This window comes from Bordetella pertussis 18323, from assembly GCF_000306945.1.
Lineage (GTDB): Bacteria > Pseudomonadota > Gammaproteobacteria > Burkholderiales > Burkholderiaceae_B > Bordetella > Bordetella pertussis.
In genome coordinates, this window is the sequence record NC_018518.1 from 3,345,761 (window position 1) to 3,368,540 (window position 22,780).

Consider the following 22,780-nt stretch of genomic DNA (forward strand, 5'->3'; position numbering starts at 1 on the left):
TATATATGTATCGATCACTACACAAATGGAGCTGGCCATGGCCGCACTCGACGGAAAAGTTGCTTTCATCACCGGCGCAAGCCGCGGCATCGGCGCGGCCATCGCGCGCCGCCTGGCCGCCGACGGCGCGGACATCGCGCTGACCTACGTCAGCGCCGCCGACAAGGCCCACGCGCTGGTGGAAGAACTGCGCGCCGCCGGGCGGCGCGCCCACGCCTACGCCGCCGACGCGGCCGATGCCGGGCAGGTCCGCGAGGCCGTGGCCCGGGCCGCCGCCGACCTGGGCCGCCTCGATATCCTGGTCAACAACGCCGGCATCTTCCTGGCCGGGCCGGTCGAGGACATCTCGGCCGACGACTACGACCGCTCGATGGACATCAACGTGCGCGCCGTGTTCGTCGCCACCCAGGCGGCGCTGCCGCACCTGGGCGAGGGCGGGCGCATCGTCAACATCGGCAGCTGCCTGGCCGGGCACACCGGCCGGCCGGGCGTGGCCCTGTACGCCGCTGGCAAGGCCGCCGTCGCCGCCTTCACGCGCGCGCTGGCGCGCGAACTGGGCCCGCGCGGCATCACCGCCAACGTGGTGCGCCCCGGGCCCATCGACACCGACATGAACCCCGCCGGCACCGACCAGGCCGCGGCGCTGGTCCAGATGCTGGCCGTGCCCCACTACGGCGAGCCGGCCGACATCGCCAACATGGTCGCCTACCTGGCCGGGCCCCAGGCGCGCTACGTCACCGGCGCCGAGCTGTCGGTCGACGGCGGCTACGCCGCCTGAGCACAAAGAAAACCGGGCGCGGCTGGACAGGTCCGAAAATTCGTGTACAATGCGCCCTCTTGCAATTGCATCAGAACTGCAAACCGGCTGGCCCGGAATGACAGGCAGCAATCGCCGGGCTGTTAGCTCAGTTGGTAGAGCAGCGGACTCTTAATCCGTAGGTCGAGTGTTCGAGCCACTCACAGCCCACCATGATTTGTAAGGCCGTTAGTGATAGTAGTCACTAACGGCCTTTTTGCTTTTCGGCTTCATGTAGGCGCTGTGCAGGCATTCTGAGTCTGCATCGATCAATTCAGGTCATGGTGAGGCGGTAGGCGATGCCCGAACATGGAACACGAACGGAGCCGGGTGGCAGTGACGAAAGCAAGAGCGCGCTGGTGCTGGGCATTATTCAAGGCAAGACCATCGTGGCCGAGGCCAGCCCCCAGTACGACCTGTCGCCCTCGGAAGTCGAGCAGTACGAATGTCATCTCAAAGACCTTCAAGAAGCGTACGGCGAGGCGATGCTGGAGCCACGCGCGAGAAAAAACTGCAGTCCCTGCTGGACGAGGACGAGAAGTGATCGAGACGATCCGCCAGGGACTGCAAGCCGACGGCATCACCGTCTCGATCGCCAAGCTGTGCCGCTGGTTCAACGTGCCGCGGCGCACGGTCTACTATTCGACAACGGGTTGGTCTGCACGTCTCGCAGCTATACCGCGTTGGTGCGAGGCTACGGGCTGCGCCAGGATTTCATCACGCCGCATTGCCCGCAGCAGAACGGCATGATCGAACGCGTGATCCGCACGTTGAAAGAACAATGCGCACATCGGCATCGCTTCGAGACCATCCACCACGCCAGCCGCGTCGTAGGGGACTGGATACGCTTTTACAACCGCCGGTGCCCGCACCGGGCGCTTGGCATGAAGACTCCGGCTCAGGCATTTGCATTAGCCGCTTAACCTGAGCAGGTTCCGCTGGGTCATTACATTCGACAGGAATGACACCTTCCGCCATTTTTAAAAGGCCTTGCAACGCATCGAGTTGCAAGGCCTTGGTTTCTAGAGCCGGAAGTAGGACACGCCGCCAATCGACAGTTCGCGCCCGTCGTAGCTGCAGGCGACAGTGCCGCCGGGCATGCGGGTACGCTGCATTTCATTGCCCGTCGCATCGCGGTAGACGGCTTCGTCGCATCTTGGAATCAGTGCTCGTCCAACGGAAATCGACGTCAAAGGTATAGGCGCGCGCGCCACCATATGTTTTTTGCCAGAAATGCCCGCGTCCGCCGGCATCGAAAGACACCTTGCTCAAACCCGTGGTGGTGGAAAACCGGCCCGCTACCCGCGCGCAACCGCTGGCCGCTGGCGCGGCATTCGATAGTTGCGGGCGATCGAGTTTGCCGTCGACAGCGGGCGCGTCCTGATGACGGGCCTGGTTTTCCTGGGCGGCGGCAACCGCCGCGGCAAGGCCTTGTTTACTCATGGGATCGGTTCGCGAGGCCGGCTGGCTTTGCCGGGCAACCTCGGCCAACTCGCGCGCCTGCGCAACCTCACGCGCTGTCGCGGCCTGCCGCGCCTTGTCGCGACGCTTGTATTGCGCAAGAGAAGCCTGTCTTTCGCCCTCGAAATAAGCGCAGTTGACGGTGCGGCCGCTCGGCGCGGTGCATTCGTACTCGCCGTCAAATGCCGACTCGTCGATGCCCGGCACATCGTGAACCACCGTACCGTCGGGCAACGTCAAATCTCCGTTGCCTGCCGGCTGTCCATTGCTCACCTTGCCCGTCCACGTCCTGCCATCGGTCAGGGTCAACTTGCCTGTGTCGGGTTCCGTGCCGGTATAGCCGCCCTGGAAAACACGGCCGTCCGGAAAACGCATGACGCTGCCCTCGGCCAGGCTCCTGCCCTGCCAGCGGCCCGCCACTTGCCGGCCGTCGTCAAATACCGGCACGCCCTCGAAACCGCTTCGCGCACCCGGCAATGCCAGGGCATTTTCGAGGCGAGCCACGCGAGACTGGGCTCGGAAGAGCTCCAGCCTACCCGTACCGCGAGCCTGTCCATCGCCCCTGGGGCCATGCCAGCGCCCCTCCAGACCGCCGTCGAATACCAGACGAAACGGGCTGAAAGTCTGCGCCAGACCCAGATCCCGGGACAGCGCCAAGGACTCGGCAAGACGTTTCAGGGCATCTTCGCCATGCAGGACTAGAACGTCGTCCATCACGACGCCCAAGTCCACATGGATGACAGTGTACCTTCCGGCCTCGACCGCCACCCACTGGGACAAGCGTGTCTCGCCACGCAAAGACACCCGGACCTGGTATTGATCCGGCTACAAGGTCAGCTTGAGGTGATAGCCCAACCTGGCATCGGACTGCAAAGGGATGAAGCCAGCCGTGGACTTGGCCGCCAACGCCTCGAAACGCCAACCCTCCGTACCCCAGGGGGAATCGGGCAGGACGAAATGCAGGAAACCCGGCGCGAGAGGATCCTCGGCGGATTCGTCGGCAGGGCCAGCCGACGAATCCGCCACGGAAGTCCCGGGAGCCGGCGGGGCCTCGACCGCCGCATCGCTTTGAGGCGCCGGCGCAAAGGCATCGCGCACGCTGGTCGCCATATTGGTCAGCGTTTCGCACCCCGAAAGCGCCAGGCTTGCCAAGGCTACCAGGGCCAACCGCCGCGCGGCATGGATGATATTCATTCGACACACTGCGGCGAACCGCAGCCCTGTGCGCATTGCCGCGCGACTTGTTCAAACTCGCCCACCAGATTGCAAGCGTAGACGCGCGCCATTTCCTGCTTGGCCGCGAGGCAGGAAGCGCTTTTGTATGGAATGGGCACCGTGCTGGAATGCCCCGCCGGGCAGGTGACACGGTATTGCTGGGTGCGTTCGGCGCCGCCGCGGGCGGGCGTATTGCCGGCGGACGCAATCGCGGCTCCGTCTAGCTGTGAACTGTCAATAGGTTGTATTCGTCCAGGTTGAGTCTGGAGATGGGTACAGCGCGCCCGATGCCTTGGTGGGGTCGATGCCAGTTGTAGTGGTGTAGCCAGGATTTCATGGCATCGGCTCGGTGTTGGGAGTTCTGGTAGGTGTGAGCGTAAGCCCACTCACGCAAGGCCGACTGGATGAAGCGTTCGGCCTTGCCATTGGTCTGTGGGCGGTAAGGTCGGGTAAAGCGGTGCTTGATGCCCAGCTCATGGCACAGCGCGGCGAAGGCGCGGCTGCGAAAGGCCGAGCCATTGTCGGTGAGCAAGCGCTGGATGGTCACGCCCAGGCGCTGGTAGTAGGCCACTGCGTCCTTGAGGAACTGGACGGCGCTGGGGAAGCGCTCGTCGGGGTGGATGTCGGTGAAGGCCACGCGGGCGTGGTCATCGATGGCCACGAAGACGAAGTCCCAGCCGGCCCCCTCAACGGTATCGCGTCGGTTGCCCGTGACCCGGTGGCCAGGGCGCTGGATACGTCCCAGCTTCTTGATGTCGATGTGCAGCAGATCGCCGGGGGCCTGATGCTCGTAGCGCACCACCGGCTCGGCCGGCTCCAGGTCGGCCAGGTGCGACAGACCGGCGCGGGCCAGGACGCGGCTGACGGTGCTGGCTGACACGCCCAGCGCCTGGGCGATGCGCGCTTGGGTCAGCCGCTTGCGGCGCAGCTCCACGATAGCCAGCGCCTTGGCCGGCGCAATCGCTCGGGGCGAGACCGTCGGGCGCGAGGACGCATCGGCCAAGCCCGCCTGGCCCTGAGCCAGGAAGCGGCCCAGCCATTTGCGCACAGTCGGCGCGGTGACCCCATAGGCGCGGGCCGCTTCAGGCACACAAACTTGATGGGCGATCAATTGCTGGACCATTTCGAGTCGACGTAGGAAGGTCAATCGGGCATGCTTATGGGTGTTCATCCGGCCGGGCTCCTTGAGTGAACTGGGGGATCGGCGATTTCCAGTTTCTCAAATCCGGTTCGGATGAACCATGCATACAACCTATTGAATCTTCACATCTAGCGTGCTGGGCGCGTATGCGCCTCGACCACTTCGCGCAATGGCGGCGCGCCTGTGTTTGGCCGTCGGTCATCACGTCTTGGAACAAGGCCGCGCCGATCTGGGCGACATCCGCCCCGGGAATATCGGCCGACGACAAAATCAAGCCACCCAGGCCCAGCGCCAGCAAGGCCCCGAATCCGTCGCCGCCGCCAGAGGCCTCGGCTTGCCGCCGCTGGCGCTCCGACTCGCGGAAAGACGCCACCTGATCGGCGTAGCGCTGCTCCATTTGGGCAAGATAGGCAGGCGTGGCCCTGGTGAATTTCAACGCGTGATTGCCATTGCCAAAATTCGCCACGTAAATGCCAGGTTCCCGCACGCCATCGTGACGGACAAAGGTGCCAATCATCACGTAAGACCCCGTGCGAATGGCCGGGTCGGTCAATTCCAATTCCTGGTCAAGCTTGCTGGGCGCCTGCAGGAACATGTTGAAATCACCCTGGTACTGCCCATTGAATCCAGCCGGCGCCTGGTTCAAGCCCGATGCAGGACCGAGGTAGGTGGATGCCGGCGAGGAATGATACGTACCTTTGTGATAGGTGAGCGCCAGTTTATGGGTGTATGCATCGCGCACCAGGCTCATTTGCCCGTCAAAGCGATCAAAGTCGCCGCGAACGCGCACCCCCTCGAACAGCGATGTATCCCCTGAGCGCATGCGGTACGCCAGCATTTCATCGGCAACGGTTTCCAGCGCTGCGTTGTTTGCCTTCTCTTGCGTGAACTGCTGATGGAAGGCAGCGAGGCGAGCATTGTCGTCCGCCTCAATCTTGGCTCGTTCCGCGGGCGCATAACCCGCGTAAGGGTCGTGGTCCCCCATGCAACCAGCCAATACGCCGCACGCCAGCAGGATCAGTCCCGCGCTAATTTTGTTTTTACATTGCATCGTCATCCCGTGCCTCAAAGGTCGGCGCATTCGGTCGCATGGATTTGCACGGCATGTTGGTAGCACACGCTATTCCCGCGTGGCTTGAGGTATTCGTACCAACCATGCAAGACGTATTGCCCGTCCATTTTTCTGGCCCGAAAGCGCCTGACGGGCTCGCCATCCTCATAAATCGTGACGACTCTGCGCGATGCGTCAGGGTATGCGGCCACCGTGATCGTGGTTTTGAGAGGCTGTGCCAGCCAGTCCGGAGAAAAGAAATCGACCGTCCCGCCAACGGGCGTTCCGGCCAGCTCCGGCGCGCCGCCGCCTCCGTAGCTTTGGTAGTAGACGGAATACATGGGTTTGCCGGCGTCACGGCCTGCCGCTCGCATCTCCATGACCTCCCCGGAAAACAGGCGACGATAGTGCTTGTGCCATGCGCGCCCGAATTCCTTGTGCTCACCGACGGGCATGCCCCCGGCGTAAACCCCCACGCGGCGCTCCTGCGACAGAATGTCGTCATGGTCGTCGCCCGTGGTCTTCTTGCGTTTGTGCGTGACCAGTATGTAATCCACCGGCCCTTCGAACTTGAAATCCTCCGCGCTCGATCCCTGGCTGGGGCAAGCGCCCGAGACGACATTCAAGGCTTATACCAGCGGTGGCGCCTCTTCCGGCGACCCGTTGGCGCGCAAGCGCCTGTTAACCGCTTCCAACGGGTAAGAAACCGGGCACGAAACACCCTGCTCCGGAGCGAACAGGGCTTCGCCTTGCGTCAGCAGATGGTTGATGTCCCGCAAGGCACGGGCTTGCAGCGCAGCGGCAGGATCGGGAACCGGCCCCAGCGAACGCAGTTGGCCGCTAGCTGTGAAGATTCAATAGGTTGTATGCATGGTTCATCCGAACCGGATTTGAGAAACTGGAAATCGCCAACTCCCCAGTTCACTCAAGGAGCCCGGCCGGATGAACACCCATAAGCATGCCCGATTGACCTTCCTACGTCGACTCGAAATGGTCCAGCAATTGATCGCCCATCAAGTTTGTGTGCCTGAAGCGGCCCGCGCCTATGGGGTCACCGCGCCGACTGTGCGCAAATGGCTGGGCCGCTTCCTGGCTCAGGGCCAGGCGGGCTTGGCCGATGCGTCCTCGCGCCCGACGGTCTCGCCCCGAGCGATTGCGCCGGCCAAGGCGCTGGCTATCGTGGAGCTGCGCCGCAAGCGGCTGACCCAAGCGCGCATCGCCCAGGCGCTGGGCGTGTCAGCCAGCACCGTCAGCCGCGTCCTGGCCCGCGCCGGTCTGTCGCACCTGGCCGACCTGGAGCCGGCCGAGCCGGTGGTGCGCTACGAGCATCAGGCCCCCGGCGATCTGCTGCACATCGACATCAAGAAGCTGGGACGTATCCAGCGCCCTGGCCACCGGGTCACGGGCAACCGACGCGATACCGTTGAGGGGGCCGGCTGGGACTTCGTCTTCGTGGCCATCGATGACCACGCCCGCGTGGCCTTCACCGACATCCACCCCGACGAGCGCTTCCCCAGCGCCGTCCAGTTCCTCAAGGACGCAGTGGCCTACTACCAGCGCCTGGGCGTGACCATCCAGCGCTTGCTCACCGACAATGGCTCGGCCTTTCGCAGCCGCGCCTTCGCCGCGCTGTGCCATGAGCTGGGCATCAAGCACCGCTTTACCCGACCTTACCGCCCACAGACCAATGGCAAGGCCGAACGCTTCATCCAGTCGGCCTTGCGTGAGTGGGCTTACGCTCACACCTACCAGAACTCCCAACACCGAGCCGATGCCATGAAATCCTGGCTACACCACTACAACTGGCATCGACCCCACCAAGGCATCGGGCGCGCTGTACCCATCTCCAGACTCAACCTGGACGAATACAACCTATTGACAGTTCACACCTAGTGCGCCACGTTGGAGAACAGCGAGCGCAGCTCGGCGCACAGCTGGGCGAACTTCGGGCTGGCAAGCGTTTCCTCGGTCCGCGGGAAAGGCAGGTCGATGTCGATCTCGCGCAGCACCCTGGCCGGCCTGGGTCCCAGCACCACCACCTTGCTCGATAGGAACACCGCCTCGGGAATGGAGTGGGTGATGAACATGACCGACTTGCGGGTCTCGCTCCAGATGCGCTGCAGCTCCACCATCATGGTCTCGCGCGTCATCGCGTCGAGCGCGGCGAACGGCTCGTCCATCAGCAGCAGGCTGGGGTCGTGAATCAGGCCGCGCGCGATGCCCACCCGCTGCTGCATGCCGCCGGAGAGTTCGTGCGGATAGTGCTGCTCGAACTTCTCCAGCCCCATGGTCTTGAGCAGGGCATGCGCGCGCGCGGTGCCCGCCGCGATGTCCATGCCCATGGTGCGGATCGGCAGCAGCACATTGTCCAGCACGTTCTGCCAGGGCAGCAGGGTGGCGTGCTGGAACACGATGCCGACGTCGCGCCGCGGGCCGTCGATGGCCTGCCCGCGCAGCTCGGCCACGCCGGCCGAGGGCTTGAGCAGGCCGGCGGCCACCTTGAGCAGGGTGGACTTGCCGCAGCCCGAGGGGCCCAGTATGGACAGGAATTCGCCTTCGGCGACCGTGGTGCTGAATCCCTCGAGCGCCGTGGTCGGGCCGCGCGAGGACCGGTAGGTCACCTCCAGGCCCTGGACGCGGAAGACCGGTGCGCTGCCATTGTGTTGTGCCTGATTCACGCTGCCGGCTCCTAGTCCTTGAACGCCTTGGCCTGCGCCTGCACGGCAGCCGTGTCGAAGTCGGAGAACTTGTCCACGAACGCATTCGTATAGACGCTGTCCAGGTCCACGTCGAGCGTTTCGAGCTGCCCGCCTTCGTGCAGGGCGGCGGCGAAGTCGCGCCAGGTATCCGGGTTGTACTGCCCCCACTGGCGCGGCTTGCCTTCCGGGAACACCAGCATCTTGTTGAAGCGCGCCGAGAACACCTTGACGCTGTCGGCCAGCACCTTGGCGTCGTCGCCGGCCGGCTTGGTGTTGGGGTACTCCTTCCAGAACAGCCGCACGCAGGCCTCGCGGTTGGTCTCGCAGAACACGGTGGCCTTGGCCATGGCCCGGCCGAATCCGGCCAGCACCTCGGGCTTGTCGCGGATCATGTCCTCGTGCGCCACCATGCCGTTGCTGAACAGCGCCTCGTAGCGCGGCAACTGCGGCAGGCGCCGGATGGCGGTGCCCTGCGTCTCCAGCGTGGCGTGCTGCGAATCGAACAGGTTGAGCGCGTCGATCTGCTTGTTCTGCAGCGCCAGGAAGGCGGCGCTGCCGATGCCCACCGGCACCATGCTCGCGTCGATGCCCAGTTCCTTGAACTCGGCCTTGGTGATGGGCACGTTGCCGAAGGTCATCGCGCCCACGCCGACCTTGCGGCCGTCGAGGTCCTTGAGCGACTTCAGGGGCGAATCCGCCAGCACGGCGAACTCCCACCCCGAGGCGCGGGTGGCGTTGTAGAAGAACTTCAGCGGCAGCTTGTCCTTGCCCGGCGCGCGCGAAATGATCAGCGTGTCCGGGTTGGGGTAGCCGATGTCCACCCGCTTGGCGAGCATCTGCGGGATCAGGGTGCCGGTGCCCTTGAAGCCCATCAGCTCCACATCCAAGCCCCTCTTCCTTGAAGTAGCCGAGCTGCTTGGCGGCGACCATGGGCGCCTGGGACAGCGTCATGTCGGTGACGTTGCCGTATCTCAGCTTGGTCAGTTCGGCATGCGCCGGGGAGTACAACACCGTGGACATCACAATGGCGCAGGCGGCCCGCGCAAGGTTACTCGGTACAAGCAGCATGTTCGGCTCCTTCAGGTTCGGTCGGTTTGCGGAAATTCAGCCCGTGATCGGCACATAGGTGCCGCGCCCGATGGCCACCAGCTTGCCGGCCGGGCACAGGATGTCGATATCGACCACCGCGGCCGACTTGCCGGCCTTGCGGACCACGGCCACGCCGTCCACGTAGTCGCCCACGGCGGGACGCAGGTAGTCGATGCGCAGGTTCATGGTCGGCACGCCGCCGCCCACCAGCATGCCGATGGCGAAGTCGCCGACCACGTCGATCAGCGCCGCCAGCGCGCCGCCGTGGAACTGCTTGGTGCCGGGAGCGCCGCGCTCGTAGGTGTCCTGCAGCGGCATGCGCACGGAGAAGCGCGAGCCGGCATGGTCGATGTCGAGGATCTCCAGGTTCATCGCGCTGATGAACCGGGAACGGGCGAAGATGGCCTCGATGTCGGCCTTCTCCAGTTTGCGTGCGGCTTGCTGACTCATGGTTTCACCAGGATTTTGCCGAAGACCTGGCGGTCTTCGAGTTGACGGAACGCGTCGTTGATATCGGCCAGTCCGTAGGTGCGGTCGACGATGGGTTGCAGCTTGCCGGCGCGCACCTGTTCGAGCAGGGCGATCAGTTCGTCGCGGGTCCAGCCGTTCGAGCCCAGGATCTGCAGCTCGTAGCTCCAGATGAAGCGCAGGTCTTCCTTGGGGTCGTAGCCGGCGGTGGCGCCGCAGGTCAGCACGCGGCCGTTGCGGTGCAGCGTGCGCAGCGACTTGACCCAGGTGTCGCCGCCGGTGAAGTTGACCACCACGTCCACGCCGTTCTCGTAGAGGCGGCGGTGCGGCTTGCCGAACTTGGCGAAGATCGCCTTCATGAAGTCTTCCTGCTTGTAGTCGATCACGTGATCGGCTCCCAGCTCGGTCAGGCGCGCCAGCTTCTCGGGGCTGGAGGCCGCCGCGACGACCTCGGCGCCGGCCATCTTGGCCAGCTGCACGCAGCAGGTGCCGACCCCGCCGGAGGCTCCCAGGATGAGCACGCGTTCGCCGGACTGGATCTTGCCGATGGTCTGCATCATGCGCCAGGCGGTGCCGTAGGCCACCGGCAGGCAGACGGCGGTCTCGAAGCTGACGTCGTCGGGCAGGCGCACCAGGTGGTGATCGGGCACCGCGCAGTACTCAGCCAGCCCGCCGTGGCGCGCTTCGCCGATGACGCCGCCGAAGGTCTTGCGGTCCGAGGGGTCGACCAGCACGCGGTCGCCGACCTTCCAGTCCTTGACGTCCGCGCCGACCTCGACGACTTCGCCGGCGAAGTCCAGGCCCATGATGATGGGCATGGGCACCGTGATGCCGGGCATGCCGTTGCGGGTGAACACGTCGTGGTAGTTCAGCGTGGCCGCGCCGACCTTGAGGATGACCTCGTCGGGCTTGGCGACCGGGTCGGGGAAGGCGGTCTCGTACTTGATGCTGCCGGGACCACCGTGTTCGTAAATGACTGCTGCTCTCATTGCTTTTCCTGTCAGGAAGGGGTTATTGGGTGTTATTGGAAGGTTATCGGGCTTGGATGAATTGCAGCGCCGCGCAGCTGGCCTGCGCGGGCGCCACCCAGATGGACGGCGCGGCCCCGTCCAGGTAAGGGGCGGCGACGTAATCGATCTGGCGGGCTTGCAGGTATTCCTGCAGCGCCGGCAGCGACCGGACCTCGATGCAGGCGGCGGCGACCCGGTGCACGGGGCCGTCGACCAGCACCGGACAGTGCTCGCGCATGGCCGCCTCGGACATGACCCAGAAGCGGCCGCGCCGCAGCTCGAAGCAATAGGCGTCGCCGTGCGCGCTGGGCGTGCCCAGCAGGCGCTGGAAGCGCTCCAGCGTGGCCGACAGGTCGGCGGCGGCGAAATACATGGCCGCCAGGCCGGTGGCGCCGTTCGGGTGGTCGAGCAGGTGGGGCTGCCACAGCACGTCGCGCGTGCCGTGCTCGATGACGATGAAGCGCGCCTCGGGATAGGCCTCGCCGTCCAGGTTGATGTTGCGAAAGCGCGCGCGCCGGGTCTGGTCGTTGGCCGGCCCGAAGGCCGCGTCGCGCTCCAGCGTGGCCGGCGCCGGCGCCGGCACGCCCGCCGCCGTCAGCTGCGGGTGCATGGCGTCGGCCGACTCGCAGTCCATGGCCACGATGTGCAGGCCTTCGTAGCGGTCCAGCATGCGGCGCGCGGTGCTGGGCTTGTCCGGCTCCACCAGTCCCAGCAGTTCGAAGTAGCCGTTGCGGAACATGGCGCAATGGTTGCCCGATCCCCAGGGCACCACCGGGCCGCCCGGGGTCAGCGCGCCGGCGTGCATGCTGCGCGGCGTGAGGGTGAAGCCCAGGCGTTCGAAGGCCTGGCGCGCGTCTTCCAGCTTGAAGACGATCAATCCGGTATGGTCGAGGCTGAGGTTCAGGTTGGGCATGCCGATGGTGTCGTGGTCGGTAGAGTGCGAGGTCAATCGCGGGCAGCAATGATGGTACGCGGCGCGCGGCGAAATAACGTGCTCATGAAAACTGCGAAATCCCGGAAAAGTAGTTTTTTTTCCAGAACGGAGTTTGACCTGAGTTTTGCATACTAAAACTAGGGTTTTCCATGAAATTTTAGGCTGGTGTTTATACGCTTTAGGCATATAGAGGCCCGCGGCGGGCGCGCCGCGCCTGTCGGAGCCGTGATTGGCTATAGTCCGATTCCGGGCGCCGCAGTGGCGGCGCTGGCCTTCCAGTGAACTTGCAAAGGGAACCCATGCCGCAACACGACAAATCGCGCCTGGTCCGCATCGATACGGGCCCCATGATCAACCCGGTGGCGGGCAAGCCCAGCCGGCCCATAGCCGGCGACGCGTCGTTTCGCACGGTGACCGCCTTCGAGGGCGGGCAGGGGAAGGTCGAGTCCGGCGTGTGGGAGAGCACCAGCGGCAGCTTCCAGTCCAACACCACCGGCTACATCGAGTACTGCCACATCATCGAGGGCGAGGCGCGCCTGGTGGACCCGGACGGCACGGTCCACGCGGTCAAGGCGGGCGACGCCTTCATCATGCCCGAAGGCTATACCGGCCGCTGGGAAGTGGACCGCCACGTCAAGAAGATCTATTTCGTCACGCATCTGGCGTAGGGCGCACGGCGCCGCGCGCCGCGGACGCTTGACCTTCCAATCATGGCAAGGTCTACAGTGGAGTCATGCTGTCGAATCCCATTGTTTGAAGGAGCCATGATGAATGCCAGTTCCCTAGCTGTGAAGATTCAATAGGTTGTATGCATGGTTCATCCGAACCGGATTTGAGAAACTGGAAATCGCCACCCCCCCAGTTCACTCAAGGAGCCCGGCCGGATGAACACCCATAAGCATGCCCGATTGACCTTCCTACGTCGACTCGAAATGGTCCAGCAATTGATCGCCCATCAAGTTTGTGTGCCTGAAGCGGCCCGCGCCTATGGGGTCACCGCGCCGACTGTGCGCAAATGGCTGGGCCGCTTCCTGGCTCAGGGCCAGGCGGGCTTGGCCGATGCGTCCTCGCGCCCGACGGTCTCGCCCCGAGCGATTGCGCCGGCCAAGGCGCTGGCTATCGTGGAGCTGCGCCGCAAGCGGCTGACCCAAGCGCGCATCGCCCAGGCGCTGGGCGTGTCAGCCAGCACCGTCAGCCGCGTCCTGGCCCGCGCCGGTCTGTCGCACCTGGCCGACCTGGAGCCGGCCGAGCCGGTGGTGCGCTACGAGCATCAGGCCCCCGGCGATCTGCTGCACATCGACATCAAGAAGCTGGGACGTATCCAGCGCCCTGGCCACCGGGTCACGGGCAACCGACGCGATACCGTTGAGGGGGCCGGCTGGGACTTCGTCTTCGTGGCCATCGATGACCACGCCCGCGTGGCCTTCACCGACATCCACCCCGACGAGCGCTTCCCCAGCGCCGTCCAGTTCCTCAAGGACGCAGTGGCCTACTACCAGCGCCTGGGCGTGACCATCCAGCGCTTGCTCACCGACAATGGCTCGGCCTTTCGCAGCCGCGCCTTCGCCGCGCTGTGCCATGAGCTGGGCATCAAGCACCGCTTTACCCGACCTTACCGCCCACAGACCAATGGCAAGGCCGAACGCTTCATCCAGTCGGCCTTGCGTGAGTGGGCTTACGCTCACACCTACCAGAACTCCCAACACCGAGCCGATGCCATGAAATCCTGGCTACACCACTACAACTGGCATCGACCCCACCAAGGCATCGGGTGCGCTGTACCCATCTCCAGACTCAACCTGGACGAATACAACCTATTGACAGTTCACACCTAGCCGGCGCGCCCGCGGCGGGCGCCATCAGCCTGCCTATCGAGGGCATGACTTGCGCCTCGTGCGTGGGACGTGTCGAGCGCGCGCTGAAAGCCGTGCCGGGCGTCAGCGACGCGGTGGTCAACCTGGCTACCGAGCGCGCCGACGTGCGCTTTGCCGGCGCGCCGGATGTCGGCGCGGCGGTGCAGGCGGTCGAGCAGGCCGGCTACGCCGTGGCCGCCAGCACCATGGAATTGGCCGTCCCCGGCATGACCTGCGCTTCGTGCGTGGGGCGGGTCGAGCGCGCGCTGAAGGCGGTGCCGGGCGTGCGCGCGGCCAGCGTCAACCTGGCGACCGAACGCGCCCATGTCGAAGTCGCGGGTGCGGTGGCGCCGCAGGCGCTGGTCCAGGCGGTGGCCGCCGCCGGCTACGAGGCCCGCCCGCTGGATCCGGGGGGCGCCGCCGCCGATGCCGCGGCCCGGCGCCAGGCGGCCGAACTGCAGGGCCTGCGCCGCGCGCTGATCGTGGCGGCGGTGTTCGCGCTGCCCGTGTTCGTGCTGGAAATGGGCTCGCACATGATCCCGGCCTTCCACCATGCCGTGGCCGGCAGCATCGGCGTGCAGAACAGCTGGTACATCCAGTTCGTGCTGGCCTCCATCGTGCTGTTCGGCCCGGGGCTGCGCTTTTTCCGCAAGGGGGTGCCGGCGTTGCTGCGCGGCGCGCCCGACATGAACTCGCTGGTGGCCGTGGGCACGGCGGCCGCCTATGCGTATTCGGTCATCGCCACTTTCGCCGCCGGCGTATTGCCGCCGGGGACGGTCAACGTCTATTACGAGGCCGCCGCGGTCATCGTGGCGCTGATCCTGCTGGGCCGCTACCTGGAGGCGCGCGCCAAGGGCAACACCTCCGAGGCGATCAAGCGCCTGATGGGCCTGCAGGCCAAGACGGCGCGCGTGCGGCGCGACGGCGCCACCGTGGAAGTGCCGATCGCGCAGGTGGCGGCGGGCGACGTGGTCGAAGTGCGGCCGGGCGAGCGCGTGCCGGTGGACGGCCAGGTGACCGAGGGCACCAGCTTCGTGGACGAGTCCATGATCAGCGGCGAGCCCGTGCCGGTCGAGAAGCAGCCGGGCGCCGAGGTCGTGGGCGGCACGGTCAACCAGAACGGCGCGCTGGCGCTGCGCGCCACCAAGGTGGGCGGCGATACCGTGCTGGCGCAGATCATCCGCATGGTCGAGCAGGCCCAGGGCTCCAAGCTGCCCATCCAGGCGCTGGTGGACCGCATCACCATGTGGTTCGTGCCGGCGGTCATGGCCGTGGCCCTGGCGACCTTCGCCATCTGGTTCGTGTTCGGCCCCGATCCGGCGCTGACCTTCGCGCTGGTCAACGCGGTCGCGGTGCTCATCATCGCCTGCCCGTGCGCCATGGGGCTGGCCACGCCCACCTCCATCATGGTGGGCACCGGGCGCGCCGCGCAGCTGGGCGTGCTGTTTCGCAAGGGCGAGGCGCTGCAGGCGCTCAAGGACGCCCGCGTGGTGGCGGTGGACAAGACCGGCACCCTGACCAAGGGCCGCCCCGAGCTGACCGACCTGGTGCTGGCCGAAGGCTTCGAGCGCGCGGCGGTGCTGGGCAAGGTGGCCGCGGTCGAGGCCAAGTCCGAGCACCCCATCGCGCGCGCCATCGTCGACGCCGCGCAGGTCGAGGGCGCCCGGCTGGGCGCGATCGAGGCGTTCGAGTCGATCACCGGCTACGGCGTGGCGGCGCGGGTCGACGGCGCGCGGGTCGAGATCGGCGCCGACCGCTACATGGCGCGGCTGGGGCTGGACGTGGCCGTGTTCGCCGCCGAGGCGGCGCGCCTGGGCGACGAGGGCAAGACGCCGCTGTACGCCGCCATCGACGGCCGCCTGGCGGCCATGATCGCGGTGGCCGATCCCATCAAGGACACCACCGCCGCGGCCATCCGCGCCCTGCATGGCCTGGGCCTGAAAGTGGCCATGATCACGGGCGACAACCGCCGCACCGGCGAGGCGATCGCGCGCCAGCTGGGCATCGACGAGGTCATCGCCGAAGTGCTGCCTGACGGCAAGGTCGACGCGGTCAAGCGCCTGAAGGCCGAGCATGGCGCGCTGGCCTACGTGGGCGACGGCATCAACGATGCGCCGGCGCTGGCCGAGGCCGACGTGGGCATCGCCATCGGCACCGGCACCGACATCGCCATCGAGGCGGCCGACGTGGTGCTGATGTCGGGCGACCTGGGCGGCGTGCCCAACGCCATCGCGCTGTCGCAGGCCACCATGGCCAACATCCGGCAGAACCTGTTCTGGGCCTTCGCCTACAACGTGGCGCTGATCCCGGTGGCCGCCGGCGTGCTGTATCCGGTCAACGGCAGCCTGCTGTCGCCGGTGTTCGCGGCCGGCGCGATGGCGCTGTCCAGCGTGTTCGTGCTGAGCAACGCGCTGCGGCTGCGCCGCTTCGCCGCGCCGTTCGCCGCGCGTTAAGATCCTCGTTTCGGGCCGCCGCGGCGGCCCCGCACGGAGGTCCGGACGATGACAAACCCTGGCGATGGCGCGGCCGGCGCGGCGGATCGCGCCACCCTCGACCACTGGCGGCCGCGCCTGGCCGCCATTGCTGCGGCCGCCGGCCAGGACGACGCCGCGCATGACCTGGGCCACCTGCGGCGGGTGTGGGACGCGGCGCGCGCCATGCTGCAGGCGCATCCCGAGGCCGACGCGCTGGTCGTGCTGGCCGCCAGCTACCTGCACGATCTGGTCAACCTGCCCAAGAACCATCCCGAGCGCCACCTGGCGTCGCGCCAGGCCGCCGCGGCGGCGCGCGAGCGCCTGGCGCGGGCGGGCTTTCCGGCCGCGCGGCTGGACGCGGTGGCGCATGCCATCGAAGCGCACAGTTTCTCGGCCGGCATCGCGCCGCGCACCATCGAGGCGCGCATCGTGCAGGACGCCGACCGCCTGGACGCGCTCGGCCCGGTGGGACTGGTGCGCATGTTCCATGTGGGCGGCAGCCTGGGCCGCGCGCTGGCCCATCCGTCCGATCCGCTGGCCGCGCAGCGCGCGCTCGACGACAGCCGCTATACCCTGGACCATATCGAGGCCAAGCTGGCCCGCCTGCCGCACGGCATGCAGACCGAGGCCGGCCGCCGCCTGGGCGAGCAGCGCCTGGCGTGGCTGCGCGACTTCCGCGCCGCCTTCTCGGCGCAGTGGGGCGGCGGCCAGCTTCGATAAAATCCTGTTACCGTGTCGGTATCCGCGGGCGCGGGCGTGCCCGCGCCGTTATTCATTGTAGGAAGCCGTTCCATGTTCGAGCACGTCCAAGCCTATCCGGGCGACCCCATCCTCAGCCTGAACGAGGATTTCCAGAAAGATCCCCGTGTCGGCAAGGTCAACCTGACCATCGGCATCTATTTCGACGAAGCCGGCCGCATCCCCGTCATGGCCGCCGCCCGCGAGGCCGAGGCCGCGCTGCTGGCCGACATCGGGCCGCGCCCCTACCTGCCGATGGCCGGCCTGCCGGCCTATCGCGACCTGGTGCAGGAACTGGTGTTCGGCGCCGGCAGCGCCGCGCGCCGCGCCGGCCGCATCGCCACCGTGCAGACGCTGGGCGGGTCGGGCGCGCTGAAAGTGGGCGCCGATTTCCTCAAGCGCTATTTTCCCAAGTCGGAAGTCTGGGTCAGCGACCCGAGCTGGGAAAACCATCGCACCATTTTCGAGGGCGCCGGCTTCGCGGTGCACACATATCCCTATTACGACGACGCCAGCGGCGGCCTGCGCTTTGACGAGATGCTGGCCACGGTGGGCGGCCTGCCGGCCGGCAGCGTCGTGCTGCTGCACGCCTGCTGCCACAACCCGACCGGCGTGGACCTCGATCGCGCCCAGTGGGACGCGCTGATTCCGGTGCTGCGCGAGCGCGGCCTGATCGCCTTCGTCGACATGGCCTACCAGGGCTTCGGCGATGGCCTGGACGACGACGCCTATGCTGTGCGGGCCCTGGCCGAGGCGGGCGTGACCTGTGTGGTGGCCAACTCGTTCTCGAAGAATTTCTCGCTGTACGGCGAGCGCTGCGGCGGGCTGAGCGTGGTCTGCGAAACCGCCGAGCAGGCCGGCTGCGTGCTGGGCCAGCTGACCAGCACCATCCGCGCCATCTACAGCAACCCGCCTACCCATGGCGCGCGCATCGTCGCCCAGGTGCTGGGCACGCCGGCGCTGCGGCAATCGTGGGAGGCCGAGCTGGGCGCCATGCGCGAGCGCATCCAGGCGATGCGGCGCGCCATCCACGACGGCCTGGCCGGCCGCGTCGAGCCGCGCATGCTGCAGCGCTACCTGTCGCAGCGCGGCATGTTCACCTACACCGGCCTGGGCGCGGAGCAGGTCGAGACCTTGCGGCGCGACCAGGGCGTGTATCTGCTGCGCTCGGGCCGCATGTGCGTGGCGGGCCTGAACCGCGACAACGTGGCGGTGGCCGCCGACGCCATCGCCAGCGTGCTGGCGCGCGGCTAGGGCGGGGCGCGCCGGGCCTAGCTGTGAAGATTCAATAGGTTGTATGCATGGTTCATCCGAACCGGATTTGAGAAACTGGAAATCGCCACCCCCCCAGTTCACTCAAGGAGCCCGGCCGGATGAACACCCATAAGCATGCCCGATTGACCTTCCTACGTCGACTCGAAATGGTCCAGCAATTGATCGCCCATCAAGTTTGTGTGCCTGAAGCGGCCCGCGCCTATGGGGTCACCGCGCCGACTGTGCGCAAATGGCTGGGCCGCTTCCTGGCTCAGGGCCAGGCGGGCTTGGCCGATGCGTCCTCGCGCCCGACGGTCTCGCCCCGAGCGATTGCGCCGGCCAAGGCGCTGGCTATCGTGGAGCTGCGCCGCAAGCGGCTGACCCAAGCGCGCATCGCCCAGGCGCTGGGCATGTCAGCCAGCACCGTCAGCCGCGTCCTGGCCCGCGCCGGTCTGTCGCACCTGGCCGACCTGGAGCCGGCCGAGCCGGTGGTGCGCTACGAGCATCAGGCCCCCGGCGATCTGCTGCACATCGACATCAAGAAGCTGGGACGTATCCAGCGCCCTGGCCACCGGGTCACGGGCAACCGACGCGATACCGTTGAGGGGGCCGGCTGGGACTTCGTCTTCGTGGCCATCGATGACCACGCCCGCGTGGCCTTCACCGACATCCACCCCGACGAGCGCTTCCCCAGCGCCGTCCAGTTCCTCAAGGACGCAGTGGCCTACTACCAGCGCCTGGGCGTGACCATCCAGCGCTTGCTCACCGACAATGGCTCGGCCTTTCGCAGCCGCGCCTTCGCCGCGCTGTGCCATGAGCTGGGCATCAAGCACCGCTTTACCCGACCTTACCGCCCACAGACCAATGGCAAGGCCGAACGCTTCATCCAGTCGGCCTTGCGTGAGTGGGCTTACGCTCACACCTACCAGAACTCCCAACACCGAGCCGATGCCATGAAATCCTGGCTACACCACTACAACTGGCATCGACCCCACCAAGGCATCGGGCGCGCTGTACCCATCTCCAGACTCAACCTGGACGAATACAACCTATTGACAGTTCACAGCTAGCGGCCGCGCTGGGTGCACTCCCAGACCGCCTCGGCCAGCGCCGACAGGCGGGTACGCGGCCGGTACAGGCGCACCTCGAAAGCGATTTCCTCGGCCCGTCCGCCCAGCGCGGCCAGGGCGCCGCGCCGGCAATCCCCGGCCACCATCGACCACGGCAGCCAGGCGATGCCCAGCCCCTTCTGCGCCATGCCGTGCGCGGCATCGAGGGAGTCGCAGCGCACGAACGGCGCCAGCGCATAGGGAAAGGTCTCGAGCCGGTCGCCGGCGATGCGCGCCATGGCCAGTCCGCCCGAATACGTGATCAGCGGCGCGGCCGGCCCGCCTTCGCTCAGGGCATGGCGCGGGCGGCCGCGCGCATCGGCCTGGCATACCGGCACCAGTTTGTCGATGCCCAGGGTCATGTAGCGAAACCGTCCCGGCGTCAATTGCACCGACAGCGCCGGATGCTCATAGCAGCACACCAGGTCGACACGGCCCTGCTCCAGCAACGCCGCCATCTCCTGCATCACGCCGGTAGACAGTTCCACCTGCGCGCCGTCCAGCAGGCGCGCGGGGCGCTGGCGCAGGCGCGCGGGGCGCTGGCGCAGCCGCGCTATCCAGTCGGCCACCAGGGTACGCGCCAGGCTGCGGCCGGTGCCGATGCGCAAGATGCGCTCTTCCTGGCGGCCAGCGCTGCGCAGCTGTTCGCGCACCCGATCGACCTGCTCGACGACCTGGCCGGCCGCCTGCAGCAAGGCTTCGCCCTGCGCCGTCAGCACGACCGGCGTGCGGCCGCGCTCGACCAGCGGCGCGCCGGCCCAGGTCTCCAGCGCGCGGATGCGCCGCCCGAAGGCCGGATGCGTGACGTGGCGCAACTCGGCCGCGCGCACGAAGCTGCCGGTCTGCGCCAACGCGATCAGGTCTTCGAAGAGTTTCAGGTCGGACATGGAAAACCGCCGCACAAGTCGCTGCGCCGATACAATCGGCTTCTGATCCGGCACCATGCCGGGCCATCGCGCAGCAGAGTGCTCTTGTAGCATGCGACGCGCGCGTCAACCCCTTACGGAGACATCATGAGCGTGCCCACCGCCGCCAAACGCATCACCACCCGCCAATTGCGCATGCGCACGCCGGACGAGCCCATCGTGGCGCTGACCGCCTACACGGCTCCCATCGCCGGCCTGCTGGATGCGCACTGCGACCTGCTGCTGGTGGGCGACTCGCTGGGCATGGTCATCTACGGCATGGAAACCACCCTGCCGGTTACCGTGGACATGATGATCCAGCACGGCCGCGCCGTGATGCGCGGTTCGCAGCGTGCCTGCGTGGCGGTGGACATGCCGTTCGGCAGCTACCAGGAAGACGAGCGCCAGGCCTATCGCAACGCCGCCCGCATCATGGCCGAGACCGGCGCAAGCTGCGTCAAGCTGGAGGGCGGCGCGGAAATGGCCTCGACCGTGGCGTTCCTGGTCGAGCGCGGCATTCCCGTGATGGGCCACGTCGGGCTCAAGCCCCAATCGGTGCACGGCCATGGCGGCTTCCGTACCGTCGGCCGCGGCGCCGAGGCCGAGCAGGTCATGGCCGACGCACAGGCCATCGCCGCGGCGGGCGCCTTTACGGTGGTCATCGAAGGCACGCTGGAACCCGTGGCGCGCGCCATCACCGAGGCCTTGCCCGTTCCCACCATCGGCATCGGCGCCTCGCCCGCCTGCGGCGGACAGATCCTGGTGTCGGACGACGTGCTGGGCCTGTTCTCGGATTTCACGCCGCGCTTTGTCAAGCGCTACGCGCAGCTGGGCCCCATCATCGAACAGGCCGCCGCGGCCTACGCCAGCGAGGTCCGCGCGCGCACGTTCCCGGCGCCGGAACACTGCACCGGCATGCCGGCGCCCGACGGCCGCCCGGCCTGAAGCCGGGCACAGGAAGCGGCCGCCGCCAAGCGGCTGGCCGGCTCCTCGGGCCGCTCGGACTCCTGCGCACGGCCAAACGGCCAGCGCTGCGGCCTGACGGGAGGCGTGGCGGGAGGTTGATCGGTCATTGCTCAATCCCTTGCTATAGATGGGCCGAGCATAGCCGCTATGCCGTGCCATGATTGTCAACAATTGCCAATGATGTGCGCGGATCCTGCAAACCCGCTCCCGCGCGCCGTAGGGTTTTCGCCACAGGCAAACCCGGCCACGGGCTGCCCCGCGCCGCGCCCATGGCGCCATCCCGCGTGCTACGCGCAGGCGCGGCGCGCCCGCGATAGCAAGGCAATATGACAGCACCACGCACGCATTGCCTCAGTGCATGGAAATGTCAATTCGCGCACCGCGTAACACTCCGGCACATATAGCGCCCCTAGACTTCGCCGGGTCCACGTTCCAGCACGAACCGTGCCGGACGTATGTCGGACCTTCTGCAGAAATTTGGGAGCATCACAATGAAGAAAACCTTGCTTGCCGTCGCCCTGGCCAGCGGATTCGCGGGCACGGCGCAAGCCGCCGCCACCAGCGTCACGCTGTATGGCCTGATCGACTCGGGCATCGGCTATGAACAGGTCAAGGGACCCGACGGCTTCAAGCAAAGCCATGTCGGCGCGACCAGCGGCGTCAGCAGCGGCTCGCGGTGGGGCCTGAAAGGCGCCGAAGACCTCGGTGACGGCCTGCAGGCCGTGTTCACTCTCGAGGCCGGCTTCAACAACCAGACCGGCAACTCCGAACAAAGCGGCCGCCTGTTCGGCCGCCAGGCCACCGTCGGCCTGTCCAGCAGCGCCTGGGGCAAGCTGGAGTTCGGCCACCAGACCAATATGGCGTCCAAGTACATGGCCGACATCAGCCCGTTCGGCACCGACTACGGCATGGCCGGCATCGGCAGCACGTTCGGCGCGACCAAGTCGCTGCGCCTGGACAACATGGTGATGTACCAGTCGCCCGACTTCAGCGGCTTCCGGTTCGGGCTGGGCTATTCGTTCAACGCCGACACCACCAAGGGCGACAACTTCAGCACCAGCGACAATCCGCGCGTCGTGACCGCCGGCGCGAAGTACGCTTCCGGCCCGCTGACCCTGGTCGCCACCTACGACCGCCTCAGCCCCAACCACGCCGCCACCAACGGCGAATCGCAAAGCGTGCAGGAATACGCCCTGGGCGGCATGTACGATTTCGAGGTCGTCAAGCTGCACGCGGCCTGGGGCCAGACGTTCGACGGCTGGTTCTCCGGCTACTCGATGGGCACCAACCCCAGCTTCGCCGGCTACAGCAAGCTGCCTTCGCTGGCGTACAAGGACGGGGCCAAGGTCGATTCCCTGATGCTGGGTGCGACCGTGCCGCTGGGCAAGACCAAGGTATTCGGCTCGTGGCAGCGCGCCGATCCGAAGAACGACAAGCTGACCGGCGGCGACAAGACCTACAACATCTTCGCCCTGGGCGCCACCTACGACCTGAGCAAGCGCACCAACCTGTACGCCTATGCCGCCTACGGCGACAACTACGCGTTCCATGACGAAGTGCGCAACACCGCCGTGGCCGTGGGCCTGCGCCACCGCTTCTGAGCCGTTGCATGATGGG

At 66.8% G+C, this 22,780-nt stretch carries 24 protein-coding genes, 1 tRNA gene and 1 pseudogene; 13 read left to right on the forward strand and 13 right to left on the reverse strand.

Annotation, left to right across the window (positions count from 1 at the left end; genetic code table 11):
* Positions 1 to 37: 37 nt before the first annotated feature.
* The 4 genes and pseudogenes from BN118_RS15765 (at position 38) to BN118_RS21270 (ending at position 1,719) form a co-directional block, all read left to right on the forward strand.
* Positions 38 to 778, forward strand: coding sequence for a glucose 1-dehydrogenase (locus BN118_RS15765; protein WP_041166302.1), 741 nt, complete (start codon positions 38 to 40; stop codon positions 776 to 778).
* Positions 779 to 894: 116 nt separating this feature from the next.
* A tRNA-Lys gene (locus BN118_RS15770) sits at positions 895 to 970 on the forward strand.
* Positions 971 to 1,095: 125 nt separating this feature from the next.
* Positions 1,096 to 1,340: pseudogene (locus BN118_RS21265) on the forward strand (hypothetical protein).
* Between the two features lie 202 nt (positions 1,341 to 1,542).
* The gene (locus tag BN118_RS21270; RefSeq protein ID WP_306317648.1) at positions 1,543 to 1,719 is read left to right on the forward strand and encodes an integrase core domain-containing protein; all 177 of its coding nucleotides are present in this window, start codon (positions 1,543 to 1,545) and stop codon (positions 1,717 to 1,719) included.
* A gap of 193 nt (positions 1,720 to 1,912) precedes the next feature.
* On the opposite strand, the gene BN118_RS15775 is transcribed toward BN118_RS21270, so the two are convergent.
* From BN118_RS15775 to BN118_RS20425, 6 genes are all read right to left on the reverse strand, one after another.
* Positions 1,913 to 3,037: an MORN repeat-containing protein gene (locus BN118_RS15775; RefSeq protein WP_019248356.1), complete on the reverse strand. Its 1,125-nt coding sequence runs from the start codon at positions 3,035 to 3,037 to the stop codon at positions 1,913 to 1,915.
* A 45-nt stretch (positions 3,038 to 3,082) separates the two neighbouring features.
* Positions 3,083 to 3,451, reverse strand: a complete 369-nt coding sequence (locus BN118_RS15780; protein WP_019247402.1) for a hypothetical protein — start codon at positions 3,449 to 3,451, stop codon at positions 3,083 to 3,085.
* 241 nt (positions 3,452 to 3,692) lie between these two features.
* The gene (locus BN118_RS15785) at positions 3,693 to 4,643 is read right to left on the reverse strand and encodes an IS481-like element IS481 family transposase (RefSeq protein WP_005012067.1); all 951 of its coding nucleotides are present in this window, start codon (positions 4,641 to 4,643) and stop codon (positions 3,693 to 3,695) included.
* Complete coding sequence (locus BN118_RS15790; RefSeq protein ID WP_227914956.1) at positions 4,630 to 5,670, reverse strand: hypothetical protein; 1,041 nt, start codon at positions 5,668 to 5,670, stop codon at positions 4,630 to 4,632. Before BN118_RS15790 ends, BN118_RS15785 begins: the two co-directional genes overlap by 14 nt.
* 8 nt (positions 5,671 to 5,678) lie before the next feature.
* Positions 5,679 to 6,290 (reverse strand): hypothetical protein, encoded by a 612-nt coding sequence (locus BN118_RS15795; protein ID WP_227914954.1) that lies wholly within the window; start codon positions 6,288 to 6,290, stop codon positions 5,679 to 5,681.
* A 128-nt stretch (positions 6,291 to 6,418) separates the two neighbouring features.
* Positions 6,419 to 6,589, reverse strand: a complete 171-nt coding sequence (locus BN118_RS20425; RefSeq protein ID WP_162471243.1) for a hypothetical protein — start codon at positions 6,587 to 6,589, stop codon at positions 6,419 to 6,421.
* Between the two features lie 17 nt (positions 6,590 to 6,606).
* Between BN118_RS20425 and BN118_RS15800 the strand changes: the two genes are divergently transcribed.
* Positions 6,607 to 7,557, forward strand: coding sequence for an IS481-like element IS481 family transposase (locus BN118_RS15800; protein WP_005013747.1), 951 nt, complete (start codon positions 6,607 to 6,609; stop codon positions 7,555 to 7,557).
* Here BN118_RS15800 and BN118_RS15805 read toward each other — a convergent pair.
* The 5 genes from BN118_RS15805 to BN118_RS15825 form a co-directional block, all read right to left on the reverse strand.
* Positions 7,554 to 8,342: an ABC transporter ATP-binding protein gene (locus BN118_RS15805; RefSeq protein WP_003809019.1), complete on the reverse strand. Its 789-nt coding sequence runs from the start codon at positions 8,340 to 8,342 to the stop codon at positions 7,554 to 7,556. The genes BN118_RS15800 and BN118_RS15805 overlap by 4 nt on opposite strands.
* Positions 8,343 to 8,353: 11 nt before the next feature.
* Positions 8,354 to 9,244 (reverse strand): ABC transporter substrate-binding protein, encoded by an 891-nt coding sequence (locus BN118_RS15810; protein WP_224019461.1) that lies wholly within the window; start codon positions 9,242 to 9,244, stop codon positions 8,354 to 8,356.
* Between the two features lie 223 nt (positions 9,245 to 9,467).
* A complete protein-coding gene (locus tag BN118_RS15815) occupies positions 9,468 to 9,902 on the reverse strand; it encodes a PaaI family thioesterase (protein WP_003809022.1) in 435 nt (144 codons plus the stop codon).
* Positions 9,899 to 10,909 (reverse strand): zinc-binding dehydrogenase, encoded by a 1,011-nt coding sequence (locus tag BN118_RS15820; RefSeq protein ID WP_010931167.1) that lies wholly within the window; start codon positions 10,907 to 10,909, stop codon positions 9,899 to 9,901. Before BN118_RS15820 ends, BN118_RS15815 begins: the two co-directional genes overlap by 4 nt.
* A gap of 43 nt (positions 10,910 to 10,952) precedes the next feature.
* Positions 10,953 to 11,879: a VOC family protein gene (locus BN118_RS15825; protein WP_041166216.1), complete on the reverse strand. Its 927-nt coding sequence runs from the start codon at positions 11,877 to 11,879 to the stop codon at positions 10,953 to 10,955.
* Between the two features lie 284 nt (positions 11,880 to 12,163).
* On the opposite strand from BN118_RS15825, the gene BN118_RS15830 reads away from it, so the two are divergent.
* Positions 12,164 to 12,532 carry a cupin domain-containing protein gene (locus tag BN118_RS15830; RefSeq protein ID WP_003809026.1) on the forward strand — a complete coding sequence of 123 codons (369 nt, stop codon included), beginning with the start codon at positions 12,164 to 12,166 and terminating at the stop codon, positions 12,530 to 12,532.
* A gap of 52 nt (positions 12,533 to 12,584) precedes the next feature.
* Here the strand turns inward: BN118_RS15830 and BN118_RS20265 are convergent, their stop codons facing one another.
* Positions 12,585 to 12,731 (reverse strand): hypothetical protein, encoded by a 147-nt coding sequence (locus BN118_RS20265; RefSeq protein WP_154698394.1) that lies wholly within the window; start codon positions 12,729 to 12,731, stop codon positions 12,585 to 12,587.
* Positions 12,732 to 12,748: 17 nt separating this feature from the next.
* Here BN118_RS20265 and BN118_RS15835 point away from each other — a divergent pair, with 17 nt between their 5' ends.
* The 5 genes from BN118_RS15835 to BN118_RS15855 all read left to right on the forward strand — a co-directional run bounded on the left by BN118_RS15835 (position 12,749) and on the right by BN118_RS15855 (position 19,253).
* Positions 12,749 to 13,699 carry an IS481-like element IS481 family transposase gene (locus BN118_RS15835; protein WP_014905668.1) on the forward strand — a complete coding sequence of 317 codons (951 nt, stop codon included), beginning with the start codon at positions 12,749 to 12,751 and terminating at the stop codon, positions 13,697 to 13,699.
* A 44-nt stretch (positions 13,700 to 13,743) separates the two neighbouring features.
* Positions 13,744 to 16,170, forward strand: coding sequence for a heavy metal translocating P-type ATPase (locus BN118_RS15840; RefSeq protein WP_014906012.1), 2,427 nt, complete (start codon positions 13,744 to 13,746; stop codon positions 16,168 to 16,170).
* A gap of 48 nt (positions 16,171 to 16,218) precedes the next feature.
* Positions 16,219 to 16,911, forward strand: a complete 693-nt coding sequence (locus BN118_RS15845; RefSeq protein WP_010931164.1) for an HD domain-containing protein — start codon at positions 16,219 to 16,221, stop codon at positions 16,909 to 16,911.
* A 72-nt stretch (positions 16,912 to 16,983) separates the two neighbouring features.
* A complete protein-coding gene (locus tag BN118_RS15850; RefSeq protein ID WP_010931163.1) occupies positions 16,984 to 18,183 on the forward strand; it encodes an amino acid aminotransferase in 1,200 nt (399 codons plus the stop codon).
* Positions 18,184 to 18,302: 119 nt separating this feature from the next.
* Positions 18,303 to 19,253, forward strand: a complete 951-nt coding sequence (locus BN118_RS15855; RefSeq protein WP_014906013.1) for an IS481-like element IS481 family transposase — start codon at positions 18,303 to 18,305, stop codon at positions 19,251 to 19,253.
* Here BN118_RS15855 and BN118_RS15860 read toward each other — a convergent pair.
* Positions 19,250 to 20,179: a LysR family transcriptional regulator gene (locus tag BN118_RS15860; protein ID WP_014906014.1), complete on the reverse strand. Its 930-nt coding sequence runs from the start codon at positions 20,177 to 20,179 to the stop codon at positions 19,250 to 19,252. The genes BN118_RS15855 and BN118_RS15860 overlap by 4 nt on opposite strands.
* A 126-nt stretch (positions 20,180 to 20,305) precedes the next feature.
* Between BN118_RS15860 and panB the strand changes: the two genes are divergently transcribed.
* Both panB and BN118_RS15870 read left to right on the forward strand, forming a co-directional pair.
* Positions 20,306 to 21,142: a 3-methyl-2-oxobutanoate hydroxymethyltransferase gene (gene panB / locus BN118_RS15865; RefSeq protein ID WP_003815281.1), complete on the forward strand. Its 837-nt coding sequence runs from the start codon at positions 20,306 to 20,308 to the stop codon at positions 21,140 to 21,142.
* Between the two features lie 512 nt (positions 21,143 to 21,654).
* On the forward strand, positions 21,655 to 22,764 hold the full coding sequence (locus tag BN118_RS15870) for a porin (RefSeq protein WP_010931158.1): 1,110 nt from the start codon (positions 21,655 to 21,657) through the stop codon (positions 22,762 to 22,764).
* Positions 22,765 to 22,780: the final 16 nt, after the last annotated feature.

What these genes read in the sequence shown, in the direction of transcription:
- BN118_RS15830 (WP_003809026.1), top strand. Translation starts at nt 12,164, where the DNA reads ATGCCGCAACACGACAAATCGCGCCTGGTCCGCATCGATACGGGCCCC.
- BN118_RS15815 (WP_003809022.1), bottom strand. Translation starts at nt 9,902, where the DNA reads ATGAGTCAGCAAGCCGCACGCAAACTGGAGAAGGCCGACATCGAGGCC.
- BN118_RS15870 (WP_010931158.1), top strand. Translation starts at nt 21,655, where the DNA reads ATGAAGAAAACCTTGCTTGCCGTCGCCCTGGCCAGCGGATTCGCGGGC.
- BN118_RS15855 (WP_014906013.1), top strand. Translation starts at nt 18,303, where the DNA reads ATGAACACCCATAAGCATGCCCGATTGACCTTCCTACGTCGACTCGAA.
- BN118_RS15860 (WP_014906014.1), bottom strand. Translation starts at nt 20,179, where the DNA reads ATGTCCGACCTGAAACTCTTCGAAGACCTGATCGCGTTGGCGCAGACC.
- BN118_RS15820 (WP_010931167.1), bottom strand. Translation starts at nt 10,909, where the DNA reads ATGAGAGCAGCAGTCATTTACGAACACGGTGGTCCCGGCAGCATCAAG.
- BN118_RS15765 (WP_041166302.1), top strand. Translation starts at nt 38, where the DNA reads ATGGCCGCACTCGACGGAAAAGTTGCTTTCATCACCGGCGCAAGCCGC.
- BN118_RS21270 (WP_306317648.1), top strand. Translation starts at nt 1,543, where the DNA reads ATGATCGAACGCGTGATCCGCACGTTGAAAGAACAATGCGCACATCGG.
- panB (WP_003815281.1), top strand. Translation starts at nt 20,306, where the DNA reads ATGAGCGTGCCCACCGCCGCCAAACGCATCACCACCCGCCAATTGCGC.
- BN118_RS15850 (WP_010931163.1), top strand. Translation starts at nt 16,984, where the DNA reads ATGTTCGAGCACGTCCAAGCCTATCCGGGCGACCCCATCCTCAGCCTG.
- BN118_RS15790 (WP_227914956.1), bottom strand. Translation starts at nt 5,670, where the DNA reads ATGACGATGCAATGTAAAAACAAAATTAGCGCGGGACTGATCCTGCTG.
- BN118_RS15840 (WP_014906012.1), top strand. Translation starts at nt 13,744, where the DNA reads ATGACTTGCGCCTCGTGCGTGGGACGTGTCGAGCGCGCGCTGAAAGCC.
- BN118_RS15845 (WP_010931164.1), top strand. Translation starts at nt 16,219, where the DNA reads ATGACAAACCCTGGCGATGGCGCGGCCGGCGCGGCGGATCGCGCCACC.
- BN118_RS15800 (WP_005013747.1), top strand. Translation starts at nt 6,607, where the DNA reads ATGAACACCCATAAGCATGCCCGATTGACCTTCCTACGTCGACTCGAA.
- BN118_RS15835 (WP_014905668.1), top strand. Translation starts at nt 12,749, where the DNA reads ATGAACACCCATAAGCATGCCCGATTGACCTTCCTACGTCGACTCGAA.
- BN118_RS15780 (WP_019247402.1), bottom strand. Translation starts at nt 3,451, where the DNA reads ATGAATATCATCCATGCCGCGCGGCGGTTGGCCCTGGTAGCCTTGGCA.
- BN118_RS15785 (WP_005012067.1), bottom strand. Translation starts at nt 4,643, where the DNA reads ATGAACACCCATAAGCATGCCCGATTGACCTTCCTACGTCGACTCGAA.